Annotated in this window: 10 protein-coding genes; 8 read left to right on the forward strand and 2 right to left on the reverse strand. The window is 55.8% G+C overall.

Features of this window, described 5'->3' with window-relative positions; all coding sequences use genetic code 11:
* The first annotated feature begins 245 nt into the window (after positions 1 to 245).
* Both HFP54_RS07490 and HFP54_RS07495 read left to right on the forward strand, forming a co-directional pair.
* Positions 246 to 1694: a right-handed parallel beta-helix repeat-containing protein gene (locus HFP54_RS07490; RefSeq protein WP_168564604.1), complete on the forward strand. Its 1449-nt coding sequence runs from the start codon at positions 246 to 248 to the stop codon at positions 1692 to 1694.
* 191 nt (positions 1695 to 1885) lie between these two features.
* Positions 1886 to 3019, forward strand: coding sequence for a glycoside hydrolase family 183 protein (locus HFP54_RS07495; protein ID WP_168564605.1), 1134 nt, complete (start codon positions 1886 to 1888; stop codon positions 3017 to 3019).
* Between the two features lie 68 nt (positions 3020 to 3087).
* Here HFP54_RS07495 and HFP54_RS07500 read toward each other — a convergent pair whose 3' ends face one another.
* The gene (locus tag HFP54_RS07500; protein ID WP_206036039.1) at positions 3088 to 4506 is read right to left on the reverse strand and encodes a sulfatase family protein; all 1419 of its coding nucleotides are present in this window, start codon (positions 4504 to 4506) and stop codon (positions 3088 to 3090) included.
* A 776-nt stretch (positions 4507 to 5282) separates the two neighbouring features.
* On the opposite strand from HFP54_RS07500, the gene HFP54_RS07505 reads away from it, so the two are divergent.
* The 3 genes from HFP54_RS07505 (at position 5283) to HFP54_RS07515 (ending at position 12008) form a co-directional block, all read left to right on the forward strand.
* A complete protein-coding gene (locus HFP54_RS07505; protein WP_168564606.1) occupies positions 5283 to 8840 on the forward strand; it encodes a glycosyl hydrolase in 3558 nt (1185 codons plus the stop codon).
* Positions 8841 to 9166: 326 nt separating this feature from the next.
* Positions 9167 to 10657: an aldehyde dehydrogenase family protein gene (locus HFP54_RS07510; RefSeq protein WP_168564607.1), complete on the forward strand. Its 1491-nt coding sequence runs from the start codon at positions 9167 to 9169 to the stop codon at positions 10655 to 10657.
* Between the two features lie 58 nt (positions 10658 to 10715).
* Positions 10716 to 12008, forward strand: a complete 1293-nt coding sequence (locus HFP54_RS07515) for a class II aldolase/adducin family protein (RefSeq protein WP_168564608.1) — start codon at positions 10716 to 10718, stop codon at positions 12006 to 12008.
* Positions 12009 to 12040: 32 nt separating this feature from the next.
* On the opposite strand, the gene HFP54_RS07520 is transcribed toward HFP54_RS07515, so the two are convergent.
* Entirely contained in the window at positions 12041 to 12901 is an 861-nt protein-coding gene (locus tag HFP54_RS07520; protein ID WP_168564609.1) for a helix-turn-helix domain-containing protein, read from the reverse strand.
* Between the two features lie 366 nt (positions 12902 to 13267).
* Here HFP54_RS07520 and HFP54_RS07525 point away from each other — a divergent pair, with 366 nt between their 5' ends.
* From HFP54_RS07525 to HFP54_RS07535, 3 genes are all read left to right on the forward strand, one after another.
* Positions 13268 to 14632, forward strand: a complete 1365-nt coding sequence (locus tag HFP54_RS07525; RefSeq protein WP_235951334.1) for a sulfatase family protein — start codon at positions 13268 to 13270, stop codon at positions 14630 to 14632.
* 96 nt (positions 14633 to 14728) lie between these two features.
* Positions 14729 to 16678, forward strand: a complete 1950-nt coding sequence (locus HFP54_RS07530; RefSeq protein ID WP_168564611.1) for an ulvan lysase-like protein — start codon at positions 14729 to 14731, stop codon at positions 16676 to 16678.
* A 135-nt stretch (positions 16679 to 16813) separates the two neighbouring features.
* Complete coding sequence (locus HFP54_RS07535; RefSeq protein WP_168564612.1) at positions 16814 to 18151, forward strand: sulfatase family protein; 1338 nt, start codon at positions 16814 to 16816, stop codon at positions 18149 to 18151.
* Positions 18152 to 18182: the final 31 nt, after the last annotated feature.

Here is an 18182-nt window from a genome sequence, read left to right on the forward strand (position 1 = left end):
CGGCCCCGCTGACATCGCTCCCCATTTCCAGAAAGCACTGATGACCAGCACGGGGTGGATTCGGCCAAAGTGATCTTGGTTCGGCAACGCCACCATGTCGCCACGCCAAGGTCAGTTCCGTGCGAGGCAGCAAACCGGTATGGGAAGTCATCTTTGCGTCATTGCAGGATAGCCGGACAGCCTGACGTACCCATGCTGATCGGTCTTGGTAAGCTGCTGAGTTACGAACCCTAGGAAGGCCGACCATGAACATCAATCGACCACTGCTGCTTTTTGCATTTACGCTATGGACGCTGCCATCGTCGTTGCTGATCGCGCAAACCGTTGAAAATGCCCGCCCGGCACACGCTAACGATGCACGCACTTCCCTGCCGCACCAACCAGTCGGTGACGGAGTCGCCGACGACACCATGGCGATTCAGGCGGCCGTGGACCGCTCCACCGGTTCGCTGCGTTTCGCCCCAGGCGTTTACCGACTGACTCGGCCCATCGTGATTGACCTGGATCGCGTCGGTTGGACCAGCCTGCATGGCGATGGAGTTGTCCGTTTTGTAATGACGGGGCCTGGGCCCGCAATTCAATTCACCGGGACGCACGATGGAACCGCCAGCCCATCGACGGTCCGGCCGGGTGTTTGGGATCGCCAGCGTGCCCCACTGATCGACGGAATTGAAATCGTCGGCAAGCATCCCGAGGCCGACGGGATCGAAGCATCCGGTACGATGCAGTTGACGATGACTCGCCTAGTGATCCGCAACAGCCGACACGCTATTCGCCTGACAGGTCGCAATCGCAATGTCACGATTGGACAATGCCACCTGTATGAAAACGCGGGCATTGGTGTGCTGATGGAAGACTTGAACTTGCATCAAATCAACATCGCCAACTGTCACATCAGTTACAACCAAGGCGGTGGCGTGGTGTCACGTCGCAGTGAGATCCGCAACCTGCAGATCGGTACCTGCGACATCGAAGGGAACCATGCGGGCGATGGTTCGCCCGCGACCGCAAACATCCTGCTGGATTCGAACGATGCATCGGTGGCGGAGGTCGCGATCGTCGGCTGTACGATCCAACACACCCACGAGGCAACGGATTCCGCAAACATTCGCATCACCGGCATCCCGGAAGCGCGATCGTTCACACAAGACCGTCGTGTCGGAAACATCACCATCGCCAACAATGTGCTTTCCGACGTCCAGTTCAACATCGACCTCGAGGACGTGCGAGGGATCACGATTTCGGGCAACACAATGTGGAAGGGTTATGAAGCGAACTTACGAGCCAAGAATTGCCGAGAGATCGCGTTGTCGGGCAACTTGTACGACCGAAACCCGCAATATCACTATGGCGACGGCGCGGACGCAAAGCTGGGCATGATCCTGGAAGGCTGTGGAAACCTGACACTCAACGGCGAGGTGTTTCAGGGAATCGTGCACCAGGACGCGGTGGTCGAGTTGGCTGATTGCGAGGGCGTTTCGATCAGTGGCTGTGTCTTGGCAAACTTCAACCGAGCCGCCTTTCGAATGAAGGACGTTCGCTTCTCCAGCATCTCAAACTGCCTGATCAGCGGCCTGGGTGACGAGTCGGTCGCCTTTGCAAAGGTTGGTGAAAACGACGTCGTTCTGCGCAACAACCGCTTTCGAAAACTGACACAAGAAGATACCCACGAGATAACCGACGATCGTCAGTAATATCGAGGACACACCACCGGTCGAGTTCTCTCGTCTCCCCTTTTCGATTTCTCACAACATTCTAACCCGGCGATTCGCTATCGCCGGGACGGCAGAAACTCTTGGAGGATGTCGTGAACCCATTCAGCCGAATCCACACAAGGCCATCCGCGGTAGCATCACATTCATTTGTACGCCTGGGTGTAGTTGTGATGTTTGTCTGCCTTGGAATGTTCGCCCGGTCGGTCGCCAACGAGCCCTATCCCAAAAGTCCAATCATTGAACGAATTCAGTTGGACTGGAAGACGCACCGACGTGCCGCACAGGGTAGTGACAACTTTCAATTGACCTGGGCACAGGATGGCCACCTTTATGGGGCTTGGGGTGACGGTGGAGGCTTCGGCGGATCCAATTCCAAGGGCCGTGTCGGATTGGGGGTGGCCAAGATTGAAGGTCCCGCCGATGACTATCGAGGCACCAACATCTGGGGCGGAGTCGACGGTCAAAATCCGGCCCAGTTCGATGGCAAAAGCTGGGGAATGATCGGCGTTGACGAACAGCTTCACATGTGGGTTGTCCCCGATAGACCACCAGGCAAGGACTACCGAAACCATTATGAATTCATTCGCTTGGCAAGTTCTCGTGACTTCGGTGCCACATGGAACAAATCCGGCTGGAAATTCACCTCTTTCGACAACCTGACCATACCAACGTTCCTAAACTTTGGACGTGCAAACCGGGGCGTCCCTGAATCGTTTGGCGACTATGTTTACAGCTATTTCATTCGGCCGAGTGATCCCAAAATACAACAACAAGGAAACGACGCCGCCGGATTGATCGTCCATCGCCCAGGGACGATTTACCTTGCCCGCATCGCCACGGATCAACTTCAATTCGGACCAGATCGCGATCGCTTCGAGTTCTTTGCCGGGCTGAGCCCTGACGATCAGCCCAAGTGGGGCTCCATTGACGAAAAACGTCCTGTCTTTCGCGATTCAAACGGGGTCGGATGGTGCATGAGTGCGTGTTACCACCCTGGATTACAGCGAGTCCTGATCTGCACGGAACACGGTGAAAGCAAGGCGGGTTTACTGGGAGTTTTTGATGCACCCGCACCCTGGGGTCCCTGGACAACCGTGGAGTATTACAGTCCGGAGAGACCGTTCGGTGCCAAGCGACCGGGAAGCGACTGGCCGTGGAAGAACAACGTATTCTTCATCGCCTTCCCAACCAAATGGTTCGACGGCTTGGACTTCACCGCAAATTTCACCGGCGCAGGCACGGGAAAAGACAACGACTCGTTCAACACAGTCAGCGGTCGATTCGTTTTGAGAAGCCGTCAATAGTGCTGCGATGTTCGCCGCAATGAAAGCTGCGGCCTGCGTGATGCGATCGTGTGCCGCAAACGTCTGCATCACTGCGCAAAAAGATTCGGTGTTTCCGGATACGTTGGCCGGACCTTGGTGTTTTTGTCCAACGCTCCCGGTGGAACGGGCGGGCACTTTTCTAACAAGTACGCGAGTTCCTTTCGAACATTGGCCGCTTCACCATTGACCGAATCGCCAAGATCATTGGACTCGTCCAAGTCCACCGGAACTTGGTAATAGCGTCCATCGCGATACAACTTGTATTGTGCCGTTCTGGCGTACTGCCCTGGCTTCTTCTTCCAATAGCATTGATAGTGGCATAGGACCCACTCGCGAAGATTCCCCGGCTGGCCATTGAGTTGCGGGAAGAAGCTTCTTCCATCGATCGGATCATCAGCAGTCGCCTCGCGGCCCGCAACATCTGATAGCGTCGCATAGAAGTCAGTGAAGTCGACCAGGTCAGACAACACGCTTCCCTTCGGCGTGTGCCCCGTCCACCGAGCAACCAGTGGAACGTGCGTCCCGTTGTCTTTCATTCCTGCTTTGCCACCTTGAATCTCGGTGCCATTCCATCGGGACCGGATGCTTGTGTTGGTGCCGTTGTCCGCAGTGAACAGAATGATGGTGTCTTCGCCCAAGCCCAGCGAATCAACCTTGTCGGCGATTCGACCGATCAGCTTGTCCATGTACTGGACCATGGCCACAAAGTTCGCCTTTCGGGCTTTGGCCCCCTTCGGTGCCTTGTTCAATGCATGTGTGATTGCCTGGTCACCCACCGTATCCGGCGTGGGGACAAACGGGTCATGGACCAGAACCATCGGGTAATAAACAAAGAATGGCTTGTCACGATTGCGTTCCACAAAATCGCAAACGAAATCGGTCAATAAATCTGGTCCGTATTTTCCAGCGTTTTCTTCCTTCGTAATGAAATTCCCGTTGTGTTCCAGCGGCGGGTCCCAGAAACGTTCGCCACCGTCACCGCCTTTGCCGCGGGTGACCTGCCACAGCAATGATTCGTGAAAGCCGGCATTCATCGGTCGCGTGGAATCTTGGTTGCCTGGCAACGAGTTGTACAGACCATTCAGCTGCCATTTCCCCGCGATTGCCGTTTGGTAACCCGCGTCTTGCATCATGTGGCCAAACGTTCGTTCATCAGGATGCAAGTAGCCGAAGTGCGTGTAATTTCGAAAACCATATTTCCCCGTCATGATTTTGACACGTGACGGAGTACAGATCGGTGTCGAATAGCAATGTTCGAAACGAATGCCCTGCGCGGCCAATCGATCGATGTTGGGCGTTTCGTAGTCTTCACCGCCGTAGCACCCGAAGCATTCCCAACTGACATCATCGGCCATGATCAGAATCACGTTGGGACGGTCCTCTGCCCCAACCTGCCATGGGAATATCAACACACAGGCAACGACGGCAAAACGAAGCATCGGGTACACGCGGCTTTCCACTTTCATCACGCGGCGAAAACAAACGGCAAAGCGACTGGGAATACTTCTTTCGACAGCCGCGACCAGCGACGCTCAAGATAGCCCAAAAACGACGAACGCATGCGTGGCCTCCGAATCGCTTTGCGAAGTCTCGCATGGACTTCAGCAAGGATCTGTCATCAAAAACTGCCGTGTGGGCCGACATCCCGACACGTGATTGCTCATGAACGATTGTGCTATTTCTTGGCTCGATCGTGAAGGTTTCGGCTCTTCGTCAGACCTACGATGCGATCCCGACTCGGCTGACGCTTGCTAAAGAAACCCCCGTGGACCTGGGGGCGAATGATGCAACCACAACGCCTTTATCCGCGCCGGCCATCGTTGGTCTCGGAGCTTCGCGAGCCGCGGCAAAATAGTGCGTTGCAACCATTTGACTCGAGACCTTCGACATGCATGCGTCATGCCAATGCCCGATTGCCCCCATGCGCTGAAACCACTTGCGACGAGCCCCCAAAACCGACCGCAATTCGCAGCCCGAAGGAACCAACGGAGCTGATCCAAGGCTGAATGACTTTACGCGGCAAGCAATGAAAATGAACCAGAACCCCCGTCACATGCATCGCCGTCGTTTCCTTGAAAACTTGGCAGATGCTGGCGCATCCACATCACTGATGGTCTCACATCGTCAAGCCGCACAAGCGAATACAGAACAGGACGGATTGCACGATCGTTTGCTGACGAATGGGTACGACGGGATGCTTTGGCGGTCCGACTTGAAATCTCAGCGGTTTAGGAATCGATTGATGAACAAATCACGTTCGATGTTCACATTGACCAACCTTCCGGCCGCATGCCGCCGACGTTGGAAAGCATTCACCGACCATTTAGTCGGACGATTGCTGGCTGCGATTCTGATCGTTGCGACCCCAGTATCCGCCACAGCGCAACCGAAGCAGTTGTCGCAAGGTTTCCGTTCACCGCCGTTGGAATCGCGACCACAGACATGGTTTCACTTGATTGGTGGAAACGTCGATCGGCAAGCGTTGACGAAAGACCTAAACGCGGTGGCTTCGGCTGGACTCCGCGGCATTCAGTTGTTTCATGGTAGAGGGAGAGCTTGGCCGGGCGTGGAGCCGCAAATCCAGACGCTCAGCCCAACCTGGGATTCTTTGGTCGGCCATGTCGCAGATGAATGCCAACGCCTGGACCTCAAGTTCACGATGCAGAATTGTCCGGGCTGGGCCATGTCCGGCGGTCCATGGATCACGCCCGATAACGCGATGCGGCATCTTGTGTTCAGTCGTGTGAATGTGGCAGGTGGAGAACGACGGTCGTTCGATCTGTCCGTGCCGCAGCCCAGCAACGAGGAATGGCGTGATTACCGTGACATCGCCGTGCTCGCGTTTCCGACGCCCGACGGAGACTCCGGTCAACCACTCATTCCATCCAAGGTCACTAGCAGTTTGCCGGAGGCGGATTGGACGAAGTTGATGCAGGGCGACGACATCAAGATCCAGATACCGACAAATTCATTGGATCACTGGGTTGAGTTCGAGTTTGATCAACCGGTCACGCTACGGTCGATTCAGCTGCCTCCAACGGAACACTTGATGAAGCGGATGATGTTCGATCCGGATTCATCCATATCAATCTCCGCGAGACATGACGCCGGCTGGAAACCACTGGTCACTCACCAAGTACCACGAGGTAACTGGCAGGATCGCCAACCCGAGCATCACTATGTTTTATCTGTCCCCGATGCGAAGACCCAGCGTTATCGAATGACGTTCCTTAACGGTCGGCCGATGGAGATTTCGCACCTGCTTCTGTCGTCAGGGGCACGCACCCACGATTGGCCGGCCCAAGCGGGATATGCGCTTCGCAGTCTTGAACGACCAACACCGGCCCAACAATCCACCCAAGCATGGATCGACTTGAAAGATGTCTTAGATGTTTCGGCGATGATGGATTCGTCTGGGAAGTTGACTTGGGAACCGCCTGACGGAGTTTGGACCATCGTTCGGTTCGGGCACGTCAATACAGGGGTAAAGAACAAGCCGGCTCCACCCGAGGCGACCGGATTCGAATGCGACAAGCTTTCGCCGATGGGAGCCGAACAACACTTTGCCGGTTACATCGGCCGGTTGTCCAAACCCGGCGGCGCCGCTGACGATGATCGCTTGAAAGGAATGCTGATCGATAGCTGGGAGTGCTACACACAAACGTGGACGCCCGCCATGGAGGAAGAATTTCAAAAGCGACGTGGTTATTCCCTGCGAAGCTGGCTTCCCGCCCTGGGCGGTTGGGTCGTGGAAAACCACACCGCCAGCGAGCGATTCCTGCGTGACTGGCGGGCGACGATCAGCGATTTGATTGTTGAAAACTACTACGGCCGAATGGCTGAACTGGGCAAACAACACGACTTGGAACTTTCGTTCGAAACCGCCGTGGGTGACGTATCGCCGGGCGACATTCTGGAATACTTCAAGTCGGCCGATATTCCAATGTGCGAAGTCTGGAAGCCCAATGATCCGCATGTCGGTGGATTGGAAACCAAACCGATCGCCCCCACATCCTCGGCAGCGCACATCTATGGCAAACCTCGCGTCGCATGCGAAACGTTCACGTCAGCACCGATGAATTGGCGCGAGCATCCGTTTTCACTGAAGAACGTGGCCGATCGGACTTTTGCCGCGGGCGTCACCCATTTGGTTTTCCATACCTACACCCACAACCCGCTTGACCGCTTACCGGGAACATCGTTCGGCAGCACGATTGGAACGCCATTCCTGCGTGGTCAAACTTGGTGGCGGCACATGCGACTGTTCACCGATTACCTTGCGCGTTGCCAGCACATGCTGGAACAAGGCCATCCCGTCGCCGATGTGCTTTGGTATCTGGGCGATGACGTTGATCACAAACCCAGACAAGATTCGCCGTTTCCCGGCGGCTACCATTTCGACTATGTCAATCAAGATGCCTTGCTGAATCGGCTGACGGTAGATGACGGCGAACTGGTCATTCCCGAAGGCACGCGATGGAAGGTGCTTTGGTTGGCCCCGCAGCAGTGTCGACGTTTGACACCACAAACACTCCAGCGAATCAAAGAACTGCTTCACGCAGGGGCGACGGTCATCGGACCGGCTCCCATCATGAACCCTTCATACAGTGGTGGCGATCAAGCCGACGGGCGATTCCGTCGACTGGTTCAAGAGCTTTGGGGCGATGCAGGTCGGCATCCAGGTGATCGCAAGATCGGCCGTGGTCGCTTGTTGTGGGGCATGTCGCTGGCGCAAGCCCTCCAAAGTATCGACGTACCGCCCGACGTGCACGGAACACTTCGTCAGCGATGGTGTCACCGTCGCGTCGGCGATATCGACATCTACTTTGTCATTGGAAGTCGCACGCAAGCGGTCGATGCGACTCTGGAGTTTCGCGCCAAAGGGAAGCCCGAGCTTTGGAATCCGATCGATGGCCATCGCATGGCCGCCCCGATGTACCACCGGACGGAAAACGGCACCGCGATTCCGATCCGCCTGCCGGCCGCCGGTTCCACGTTTGTGGTCTTTCGTCCTGAATCATCGTCGAGCGTACCGATCCAGCGTCTTTCGCGCAATTCCGACGTCTTGCTTGACGCGACCGACACCGCACGCATTGACGACACACCGCGCTACCCCGCGTTTGGAATCGACCGCTATGGAATCACACAACCATGGGTTCTGCCACCGTCCCCCACGGTTGAATTCGATCCCGCCGGCGAACATTTGATCGCCTATCAGAACGGAGAGTATCGAATCGATCGAGCCAAAGGCTCGCCGCGGACGGTGGACATCACCGATGCGAATACGATTCCTTTGGACGGCACCTGGCAGATTCGGTTTCCCGATGGATGGGACACCCCTGATCAATTGACTCTGCAAGGACCACGGCCTTGGTCCGAGTTGGACGCCCCAGCGGTTCGTCATTTCTCCGGTACCGCGACCTACAAAACGACATTCGCACTGGACGCGAAACCGAGCGATCGGCGGTTTCAGCTGGACCTAGGACGCGTCGGAAACATTGCGTCCATCGAAGTAAACGGAATCCATGCAGGCACACTTTGGTCGGCACCCTACCGGATCGATATTTCTGATCAAGTTCATCCTGGCGAAAACACTTTATCGATCCAGGTGACTAGCACCTGGCACAATCGATTGGCGTTTGATTCCGGTCAACAACCCGAGCAACGAAAGACATGGACCATCGGCCCGCCGCCCGCCGATTCGCCACTCGAATTCTCGGGTCTCAGTAGCGACGTCCGACTGAACATCGGCAAGGCCGTTCGGATTACCAACGCATCAAAGCCGCAGGCAATCGATTAAGGTCGCAGATCCACGCCCGTCCGCACTCCGGTGCTTCGATCACACGTCCCACCAGATTCGCATTGATTGGCTGGTTCCAACCCAACCGACGATGAATCGGTTGTGGTCGTGAAGGCACCGTGACCGGGGCAAATACAACGTGTCCCCATCGGGTATGTTGAATGGACGCCGCTGGAACGATCGTGCTAGTGCGAGAAACAATCGTCATGGTTTCATCGATCGAACACGCATAGACTCCCTCGCCCGCGATACAACCGGCGGGCATCCGCTTTCGCTTTTCCACCTTCGTTTGATCACCCATTCCCTCAATGTTAGGCGAGACCCCAATGAGTGTGACGCTTCAGTTGAATCTGCTTCCCGAAGTCGAAGCATTCTTGAACCAGAGTCCGCTGGCAAGTTTTGTTGGAGGGAAAAGCTTCCCCAACGCGGACGGAAATCTGGTGGCAACCATCGATCCCGGTTCGGGACAACAGATTGCGGAGATCCACGACCTGAGCGAGGCGGAAATCGATCGCGCCGTCGAAATCGCCGATGCTGCCTTCCCCGCATGGGCTGCATTGCCGCAACAAGAACGCAGCAGCATTCTGTTGAAGTTGGCCGATGCGGTTGAGCAACGAAAGCCGATCATTGCCCAGATCGAATCGCTGGACGCCGGAAAGATCGAAGCTCAAGCGGCCGGCGATGTCCAAAACTTCGTCGATACCCTGCGTTACTTCGTTGAACTTTCCGGTAAGGTCGAAAAACGCACGAAGCTGGATGTCGAGGGACATGAAGCTTGGACGGTAAAGCAACCGTGGGGCGCCTGTGCGTTTATCTTCCCATGGAACTTTCCTTTCTTGTTGATCGGTTGGGGCATCTCGCCTGCTCTTGCCGCCGGCAACACGGTGGTCATCAAGCCGGCCGAAGACACATCGCTGTCGGCCATCTATCTGGCGCAACTGGCAAAGGAAGTCGGCGTACCCGATGGCGTGATCAATGTGGTCACCGGTCGAGGCGCAACCGCGGGTTCGGCACTGTCCAACAACAAACAGATCAAACGAATGTCTTTCACCGGGTCACCGGAGGTCGGACGATTGGTCGGCGAAGCATGTGGCCGCAATCTCGTCCCGGTCAAGTTGGAGTTGGGTGGAAAAGGAGCGGCCCTGGTCTTTGACGATGTCGATGTCAAAGCCACCGCCGAAGCGTTGGTGGGCGCGATCACCTTTCATACCGGGCAAGTCTGTTGTGACGCGACACGCTGGATGGTCCATCAAGACGTCTACGACGAATTCGTCGCTCATTGCCGAGACCTTATGCAGAATGTGAAGATCGGTCACCCACTGGATCCCGAAAGCCAAATGGGTCCGGTGGTCAATCCAAAGCAATGCCAGCGGGTGCTCGGTTATCAAGCCAAGGGCAAAGCCGAGGGTGCCGAATGCTTGGTGGGTGGTGGCCCGGCAAAGGTCGATGGCTATGAAGGCAACTACGTCAACCCGACGCTGCTCGCAGGATCACTGGACAACGTCGCGGCACGAGAGGAAATCTTCGGACCGGTTGCCTATGTGACCGCGTTCGAAAGCGAAGAGGAAGCGATCGCAATGGCCAACGACACCGATTACGGCTTGGCCAACAGCGTATGGACCAACGACAAAGATCGTGCCGATCGTGTGGCGGAGGCCATGGTCGCCGGGAACAGCTGGATCAATGCTCACAATGTGTTTGTCCACGGCGTGCCCTATGGGGGCATCAATAAAAGCGGCATGGGCGGCGGTGTCTTGTCAGTCGAAACCCTGATGGACTATTACCGCAGCACGTCGGTGGTCCGTCCTTTGGGCTGATCAGACGCATCGGGCGGTTCGGTTGACTGGTGAAGTTCAAAAGTGGATTGAGATTGAAATGACCAACATGCGAAACACGCTTCACCCGCGTGATGAAATCATGCAAACGATGGATCGTATCTATCGTTACCGCATGACGACCACATCAGGCGGCAATCTTTCCATCCGCGACTCCGCCGGTGACATTTGGATCTCGCCAGCCCGTGTGGACAAAGGCAATTTGAATCGCCGCGACATCGTGTGCGTTCACGCAGACGGGACCGCCGATGGCTTGCATCCGCCATCCAGTGAGTTTCCCTTTCACAAAGCGATCTATGATGCACGTCCCGACATCCGGGCGATCGTACATGCTCATCCCGTCGCGTTGGTCGCTTTCAGCATTTGTCGCCAGTCACCCGACACACGACTGTTTCACCAAGCACACTCGGTGTGTGGGAAAGTGGGATTTGCGCCCTATGCGTGCCCAGGAAGCGAAGCTTTGGGCGTGAGCATTGCGGACACGTTTTCCGAGGGCTGCGACAGCGTGATCCTTGAAAATCACGGTGTCGTCGTCGGCGGAAGCGATCTCGCACGTGCGTTCGAACGTTTCGAAGCGTTTGAATTCGCCGGCAAGACGCTGATCAAGGCCAACCAACTGAGCCCCGTGCGATTCCTGAACGAAGAACAATTGAGGCTGGCGGCTGATCGCTGCGTCAACTTTGATTCGTACGATCCGGATCAGGCAACCGCTGACGAATTGGAGCTTCGCAAACAGCTTTGTGATTTTGTTCGTCGTGGTTGCCGCCAGCGATTACTGATCAGTACCGAGGGCAGCTTTTCTGCGCGTGTCGACGCCGATTCTTTCCTGATCACTCCCACGCAAAAGGATCGTGAACAATTGCACGCTGATGATTTGGTGCTTGTTCGCGGCAACCAGCGCGAAGCCGGTAAATTGGCCAGCCGTGCAGCTCGTGCACATCAAGCGATTTACGATAAGCACCCGCACGTGCAGGCGATCGTGTTCGCCCATCCCGTGAATGCGACGGCGTTCAGCGTGACCGAAACACCACTGGACGTTCGCACCATTCCCGAAAGCTATGTTTTTCTACGTGATGTGCGACGGGTACCGTACGGCGTTCAGTACCGCGACGACGGCAGCATTGCCGATTACGTGTCTCGGTCCAACCCTGCCGCGGTCCTACAGAACGACGGCGTGGTTGTAACAGGATCGACCGTGCTGGACACGTTCGACCGATTGGAAGTTTTGGAATCCACCGCCGAAGCCGTGATCAACGCCGGTGCCATCGGAGACGTGTCGGTCATGTCCGGTGATGTGATCGACGAACTATGCACCGCGTTCAATCTGAACTGAACAACCGATCGGCGCCGGTCATCCCGAGCCGATCAGCGATGACGTTTCCGGTATTCGCGTGGTGATTCACCGTTCGCCTTGCGAAACTGACGGCTGAAGTAGTTGCTGTCAGAAAACCCCACATCAAATGCGATGTCCGTGATGCTGTTTTCTGTGTTCCGCAGTAACCGACAGGCTTCTTCGATCCGTAGTCCAATCAGGTAGTTGATGGGCGAGGTTCCCATTGCGGACTCAAACATACGGATATAGTTCGTCCGGGACATTCCAGAAATATTGACCAGCATTTCAAGTGTGATCGGATGGGCGATATGGCGTCTCATGTGCGAGATCGTTTCGCCGACGCGAATGAGTGACTTGCTGGATGGGTTTCGCGTCTCGCTATAGCAACGCGAAAGGAAAGTCACCAATTCCAGCATGGTTGCGATTGACACGACCTCGAATCCCGGTCGCCGCGCAGCAAGTTCGCTGTCTAGCTTGTCGACCAACTGCATTGTTTCGACGATCTCCGCCGGGCTCAGCTGCAGACGGCTGGTGAATTTGTGCCGGCTACGCCAAGCGGGCTCCAAAGTAAACAACGCGTGATAGCCGGAAAGCGATTGCAGATCGCCAAGCGACAACGGCAACTCGCTGGGGGTGAACAGGATGTTGATCAAACTCAATTGATCCATGTTCAAATAGTCATGCGGCCGGTCGCCGCCAATGACAAACGTGTCGCCCGTTTTCAGGTCGTAGCTGTCTTCCCCCGTAATATGCACGCCCGCCCCGCCGGTGATGATCACGATTTCGGAAAACTCGTGGCAGTGCAATCCAAACGGTTCCTGAGGGTCGCGCCGCTCCACGACGATGGGAAACCCGTCGGCATGAAACCAGTCCTGCTTCTTTAGCACTTTCATACGACAGCAACGCCACAACGGTGGCCATCCAGCCAGCGGATGCAAATAGAGGAATTTTGTTCCGCCAGAAAACCGATCCAAGATGAAACTATTGTGCTAGTCACTGGTTCGATCGTCAAGGTTTTGGTGTCACCGGCCGCCTAGACTGCGTCTGCTGTTTGAAGGGAAAAGCGAACTGATCCGCCGACGGATCGTGACAATTCCATTCCGGAGCGTCGCAGAGATGAATTGCAGCGTCCCAGCGGAATTGGCGACGCCGCCCACCATCGTGCTCCCGACTTTCATGCGTTCCCGCCCTTCCCTGTCGTCATCGCACGAGCCTCCATCATGACTAGGGTAAGTCTCCCGCTGACTTTGGCTGTTCCGATGCTAGTCGCCATGGCCGCGTGGTCATCGGCGGATCAACAGCAACCGGACATTGTCGTCTATCTGGCCGACGATCTGTCGGCACGTGACCTTTCGCTGTACGGCGGAACAAACATTCCAACTCCCGCCATCGACGCCTTAGCGGATGAGGGAATGACGTTCGATCGCGCTTTCGTCGCCTCTCCTTCGTGTGCCCCCAGCCGAGCCGCGTTTTTGACGGGGCTGATGCCGGCACGAAACGGCGCCGAGGAAAATCATTCCTACCCGCGAGAAGGCACACCGCGACTGCCGGCGGTTTTGAATCAACTGGGATACGAAACCGCAGCGTTCGGAAAAGTGGCTCACCTAAAAAGTGCTAAGGACTATCAGTTCCAGACATTCGATCTGCGACAAGACATCCCCGACGTCCGCACTGCTGTCCGGGATTTTTTGAAGAAGCGCAACGACCCTCGTCCGCTGGCGTTGTTTGTCGGCGTGTCCAATCCTCATGTTCCCTGGCCAAGTGAATCAAGCGTTGATCCACTGGGAATGAACCTTCCACCGAAATTGTTGGACACTCCGCAAACCAGAGTGCAGCGTTCTCGCTATCTACAAGAAGTCAAAGACCTGGACGCCTACCTTGACGAACTGCGATTGCTGACACGCGAACATCTGTCGGATGACACGGTGTTTGTGTTTTCCAGTGACCATGGCGCACAGTTCCCGTTTGGCAAATGGACACTTTATGACGAGGGCACCCGCGTTCCACTGATTGTCGCTCGCCCTGGTGTGATCGAACCGGGTTCGCGTACCGACGCCATGGTCAGCTGGATCGATATCCTGCCGACGCTGATCGATGTTGCCGGTGGTAATGTCCCCGATGGACTGGACGGCCGTTCCTTTTCCGCGGTCCTGGGCGCACAACAAGCCGCGCATCGCAATCGCATCTTCACGACCCACAGTGGTGACCGGTTGATGAACGTCTATCTCAGCCGCGCCATACGCACCGACCGCTACAAGCTCATCTGGAACGTACATCCGGAATTCGCGTTCACCACGCACATTGACCTGCTGTTGCGTGAAACGTCAGGTGATTACTTCAAACAGTGGACGGAACGCGCGAACACTGACGCCCGCGCCGCTGACGTGGTCGCCAAGCACCACGGTCGCCCTGAATACGAACTGTACGATCTGCAGACCGATCCGCTTGAGCAAACCAACATCGCCGGGAACGAGGACGTTGCTGCAATTCAAGACCGTCTTCGAAACGAGCTGAACTCCTGGATCCAGTCGCAAGGCGACGAACTTACAGTGTTCCACGAACCGCTAATGCTCGACGCGCCGGAAACCTGGGAACCTCGCAAATTGCCGCGCCAAAAACGATAGGCGCTCGTTGTGACGGCGTTTTGAACTTCTCGACTTCGTGCCCCACCACGCCCGCGTCTCCGGTGATGGACGTGCGGTGTAAGACTAGACGATTCCATGCAACGACGTGAATTCATTACTTCCCTGACCCTCGGCGGTGCACTCGCATCGCTGGACCCATACCAAGTATGGGGATCCGACCAAGCGTATCAACTTGACAATGAAGCACCTCAGGCCCTTTCCGAATTTGACCAACTCACCGCACAGCTATTGAAGCAATGGTGTGATGGAATGCTGGCCCATCAGATCGATGCCCCGGAAGATCCCACCCGGCATGGTGGCCTGGCGTGCCCGGCATGTCCGCGAATTCACGGTCGATGCAGCGATGCGCTGTATCCGTTTTTGCACATGGCACACACCACCGGCCAGCAGAAATACCTGGATGCTTCCATTGCCGTTTACGACTGGGCCGAGCACAACGTCAGTCGCGCCGATGGCAGTTGGACCAATGACGTCAATCCGAAATCATGGCGTGGGACCACGATCTTCGGAGCCATCGCGTTGGCCGAAGCGTTGCACTACCACGGCGACGTGTTGGATCAATCACAACGCGACGCTTGGACGAACCGTTTGGATGAAGCGGTCGGTGGCTATCTGTGGTCTGATTTCAAGGAAATTGATTTCACCAACCTCAACTACGGCATGACTGCCGTGTACGGGTTCCATCTGTTTGGCGATCTTCTGGCGAACCCCGATTACACACGACGGAGTGAACGGTTCGCTAGCCGCGTGAAAGAGTTCTTTACCGAACCGAACCATTTGCTTTGGGGCGAAGGCAAACCGAATGACAATCGCAGCGGTCGTGGCCTGCTGCCGGTGGACCTGGGTTACAACGTCGAAGAATCGCTCAACGGTGTTGTCCTGTATGCCGTTGATGTGGGTGATCAGGAACTGCTCGACCTAGTGTCCAATGCGTTGGCCGGACACCTGCAGTTCATGCTTCCCGATGGAGCTTGGGACAACAGTTGGGGAACGCGGTCACAGAAGTGGAGCTATTGGGGCAGCCGTACATCGGACGGATGCCAGCCGGCCTTTGCCCTGATGGCCGATCACAACCCGGCATTCGGTACCGCAGCGATTCGCAACGCCCAGCTGATGCAGCGTTGCACGTCCAACGGCCTTCTGCACGGCGGCCCCCACTATGTTTCTCACGGTATCAAACCATGCATGCATCACACGTTCACACACGCCAAAGTGATGGCATTGATGCAGGATCGCATGAAGTCGTTGCCGCCGGTCAATACCAACACGCCGCTGCCTCGTGAAATCGCCAGTAACGTCAAGCATGTTCCCGAACTGGATGTTTGGCTAGCGGCGAAGGGCCCCTGGCGTGCCACCGTATCGGCCTACGATTCGATCTACAAAACAAAAAAGTCCGGTCTGCTGCAACAGCCAACCGGAGGCTCGCTGTCGGTTTTGTATCACGAGAAGGTGGGCACGTTGCTGGCGTCCAGTATGGCACGGTATGAGATGGTCGAACCGCTGAATATGCAGCCGCAACCCGGTGACGACTTTCCTCTGACCACACGAGTTGAACGTCGAATCGACGATGATTGGTTCACCAATCTGTACGACTTGACAGCAGACGTTCGCATCTCGGAAACCGAACAGCGGTGCGTATTCGATATCGCGACCACCCTTCAGAACGAAGAACGAGACAAGCCTTCGGACGATTCCGCAGCCTTTCAATTGCGATACACCTTCGATTCCGACAAAACCACTATCTCGGTCACCCAATCCAGCGAAGCGAAGACGGAAGACGCAACACTGGTCGTGCCTCTTATCTCCCCATCCGGCGAATCGGTTCGACAGGTGTCAAATACTTGCATCGAGATCGACAAGCCACATGGAACCGTCGTGTTGAAATCGAACGTGCCCCTCACGTTGCTCGCCGGACTCAAAAAACGAGTCTTCAACATGGTTCCCGGAATGGAATCCGCTCCAGTGACAATGAACCTCAGCAAAAACTCCAGACCCGTCGAGTGCGAAATTTCCGTGCGCGTATGAACACGACCGAAGATTCACAGCCATCACCGTCATTCCGACCGCGAAGGTCATACTCTCCCACATTCGCGTGCCTCAGCGTCCACTTGCGGATCGAAAGAACCACTCCGTCTCAACCCCATCAACCACGTCGTCGACATGATCTCGATTGCCACCCTTTCGCGATTTTCCCCGCACGTCCTTTACAGACTCTTGCTGATCAGCTTCGGAGTTTTTCAATCGGTCGCCGCCGATCAACCAAATGTCGTTTTTATCTTGAGTGACGACCAGGCGTGGAATGATTATGGGTTCATGGGGCACGAGCACATTCAAACACCCAACTTGGATGCGTTGGCCAAGCAAGGCTTGCTGTACGAACGCGGCTACGTGACCGCGCCGCTATGCCGGCCATCGCTTGCCAGCATCGTCACAAGCCGATACCCCCACCAAACCGGAATCCGCGGCAATGATCCGGTCATGCCAGGTTCGAACAATCGCAAGAACAACCCGTCCTTATTCGCCAAGCTTCGGAGCCGCATGACGACACCCTTGCACGAGCAACCGTCGCTGATTCGCACATTGAATGAAAACGGTTACGCAACACTGCAAACCGGAAAGTGGTGGGAAGGCAACCCGAAAGATCATGGATTCACCCATGCAATGACGCACGGTGACGAATCACGCGGCGGGCGTCATGGTGACAAAGGCTTGGATATCGGCCGCAAAACGATGCAGCCGATCTATGAATTTGTCGAAAACGCCGCGGAAAACGGGCAACCATTCTTTGTTTGGTATGGGGTTTTTCTGCCACACGCACCACACAACGCTCCACAGCGTTTTTTTGACAAGTACAAAGATGTCGCGCCCAATGAACCAACGGCATGGTACTGGGCTAATGTGGACTGGTTTGATGAAACTTGCGGCGAACTGGTCAATCACTTGAAGTCTAAGGGACTCTACGAAAATACTCTCTTTGTCTACACGTGCGACAACGGCTGGATCCCCGATCCGCAGCGACGAGACCGTTACATTCGATCAAAGCAAGAACCCGTTGAAGCGGGAATTCGCACACCCATCTTTTTGACGCACTCGAGCACAATCGATCCGCGACGAGATTCCACAACACTGGCTAGTAACATTGATATCGCACCGACGATTCTGCGGGCCTGTGGTATCACGCCACCTGAGGAAATGGAAGGGTTGGATTTGCGTGACAGCGATGCATTGCGAAGACGCAACCGCATCTTTGTCGAAGCCTACCAGCACGACACCGACTTGGACCACCTCGACGACATCAATCATGGTTTGAAAGCACGTGTCATCATCGAGGGCTGGAACAAGCTGATTGCATGGTCCGATCACAAGCAGCTTTTCGATCTCAAGTCTGACCCGGACGACCGAAATGATTTGTCGAAAAATGATCCGCAGACGGTGGAAGAACTATCAAATGCCCTGAAGCATTGGCTGACGAAGACCCCCATGATAAATCCCGAATGATTGCGTTCGGTTATCCGATGCCACATCCGGA

The sequence above is a fragment of the Crateriforma spongiae genome (genome assembly GCF_012290005.1).
GTDB lineage: Bacteria > Planctomycetota > Planctomycetia > Pirellulales > Pirellulaceae > Crateriforma > Crateriforma spongiae.

Bases quoted from the DNA above. Each gene is read 5' to 3' on its own strand.
- HFP54_RS07490 (WP_168564604.1), top strand. From the start codon at position 246: ATGAACATCAATCGACCACTGCTGCTTTTTGCATTTACGCTATGGACG.
- HFP54_RS07495 (WP_168564605.1), top strand. From the start codon at position 1,886: ATGTTTGTCTGCCTTGGAATGTTCGCCCGGTCGGTCGCCAACGAGCCC.
- HFP54_RS07500 (WP_206036039.1), bottom strand. From the start codon at position 4,506: ATGAAAGTGGAAAGCCGCGTGTACCCGATGCTTCGTTTTGCCGTCGTT.
- HFP54_RS07505 (WP_168564606.1), top strand. From the start codon at position 5,283: ATGAACAAATCACGTTCGATGTTCACATTGACCAACCTTCCGGCCGCA.
- HFP54_RS07510 (WP_168564607.1), top strand. From the start codon at position 9,167: ATGAGTGTGACGCTTCAGTTGAATCTGCTTCCCGAAGTCGAAGCATTC.
- HFP54_RS07515 (WP_168564608.1), top strand. From the start codon at position 10,716: ATGACCAACATGCGAAACACGCTTCACCCGCGTGATGAAATCATGCAA.
- HFP54_RS07520 (WP_168564609.1), bottom strand. From the start codon at position 12,901: ATGAAAGTGCTAAAGAAGCAGGACTGGTTTCATGCCGACGGGTTTCCC.
- HFP54_RS07525 (WP_235951334.1), top strand. From the start codon at position 13,268: ATGCTAGTCGCCATGGCCGCGTGGTCATCGGCGGATCAACAGCAACCG.
- HFP54_RS07530 (WP_168564611.1), top strand. From the start codon at position 14,729: ATGCAACGACGTGAATTCATTACTTCCCTGACCCTCGGCGGTGCACTC.
- HFP54_RS07535 (WP_168564612.1), top strand. From the start codon at position 16,814: ATGATCTCGATTGCCACCCTTTCGCGATTTTCCCCGCACGTCCTTTAC.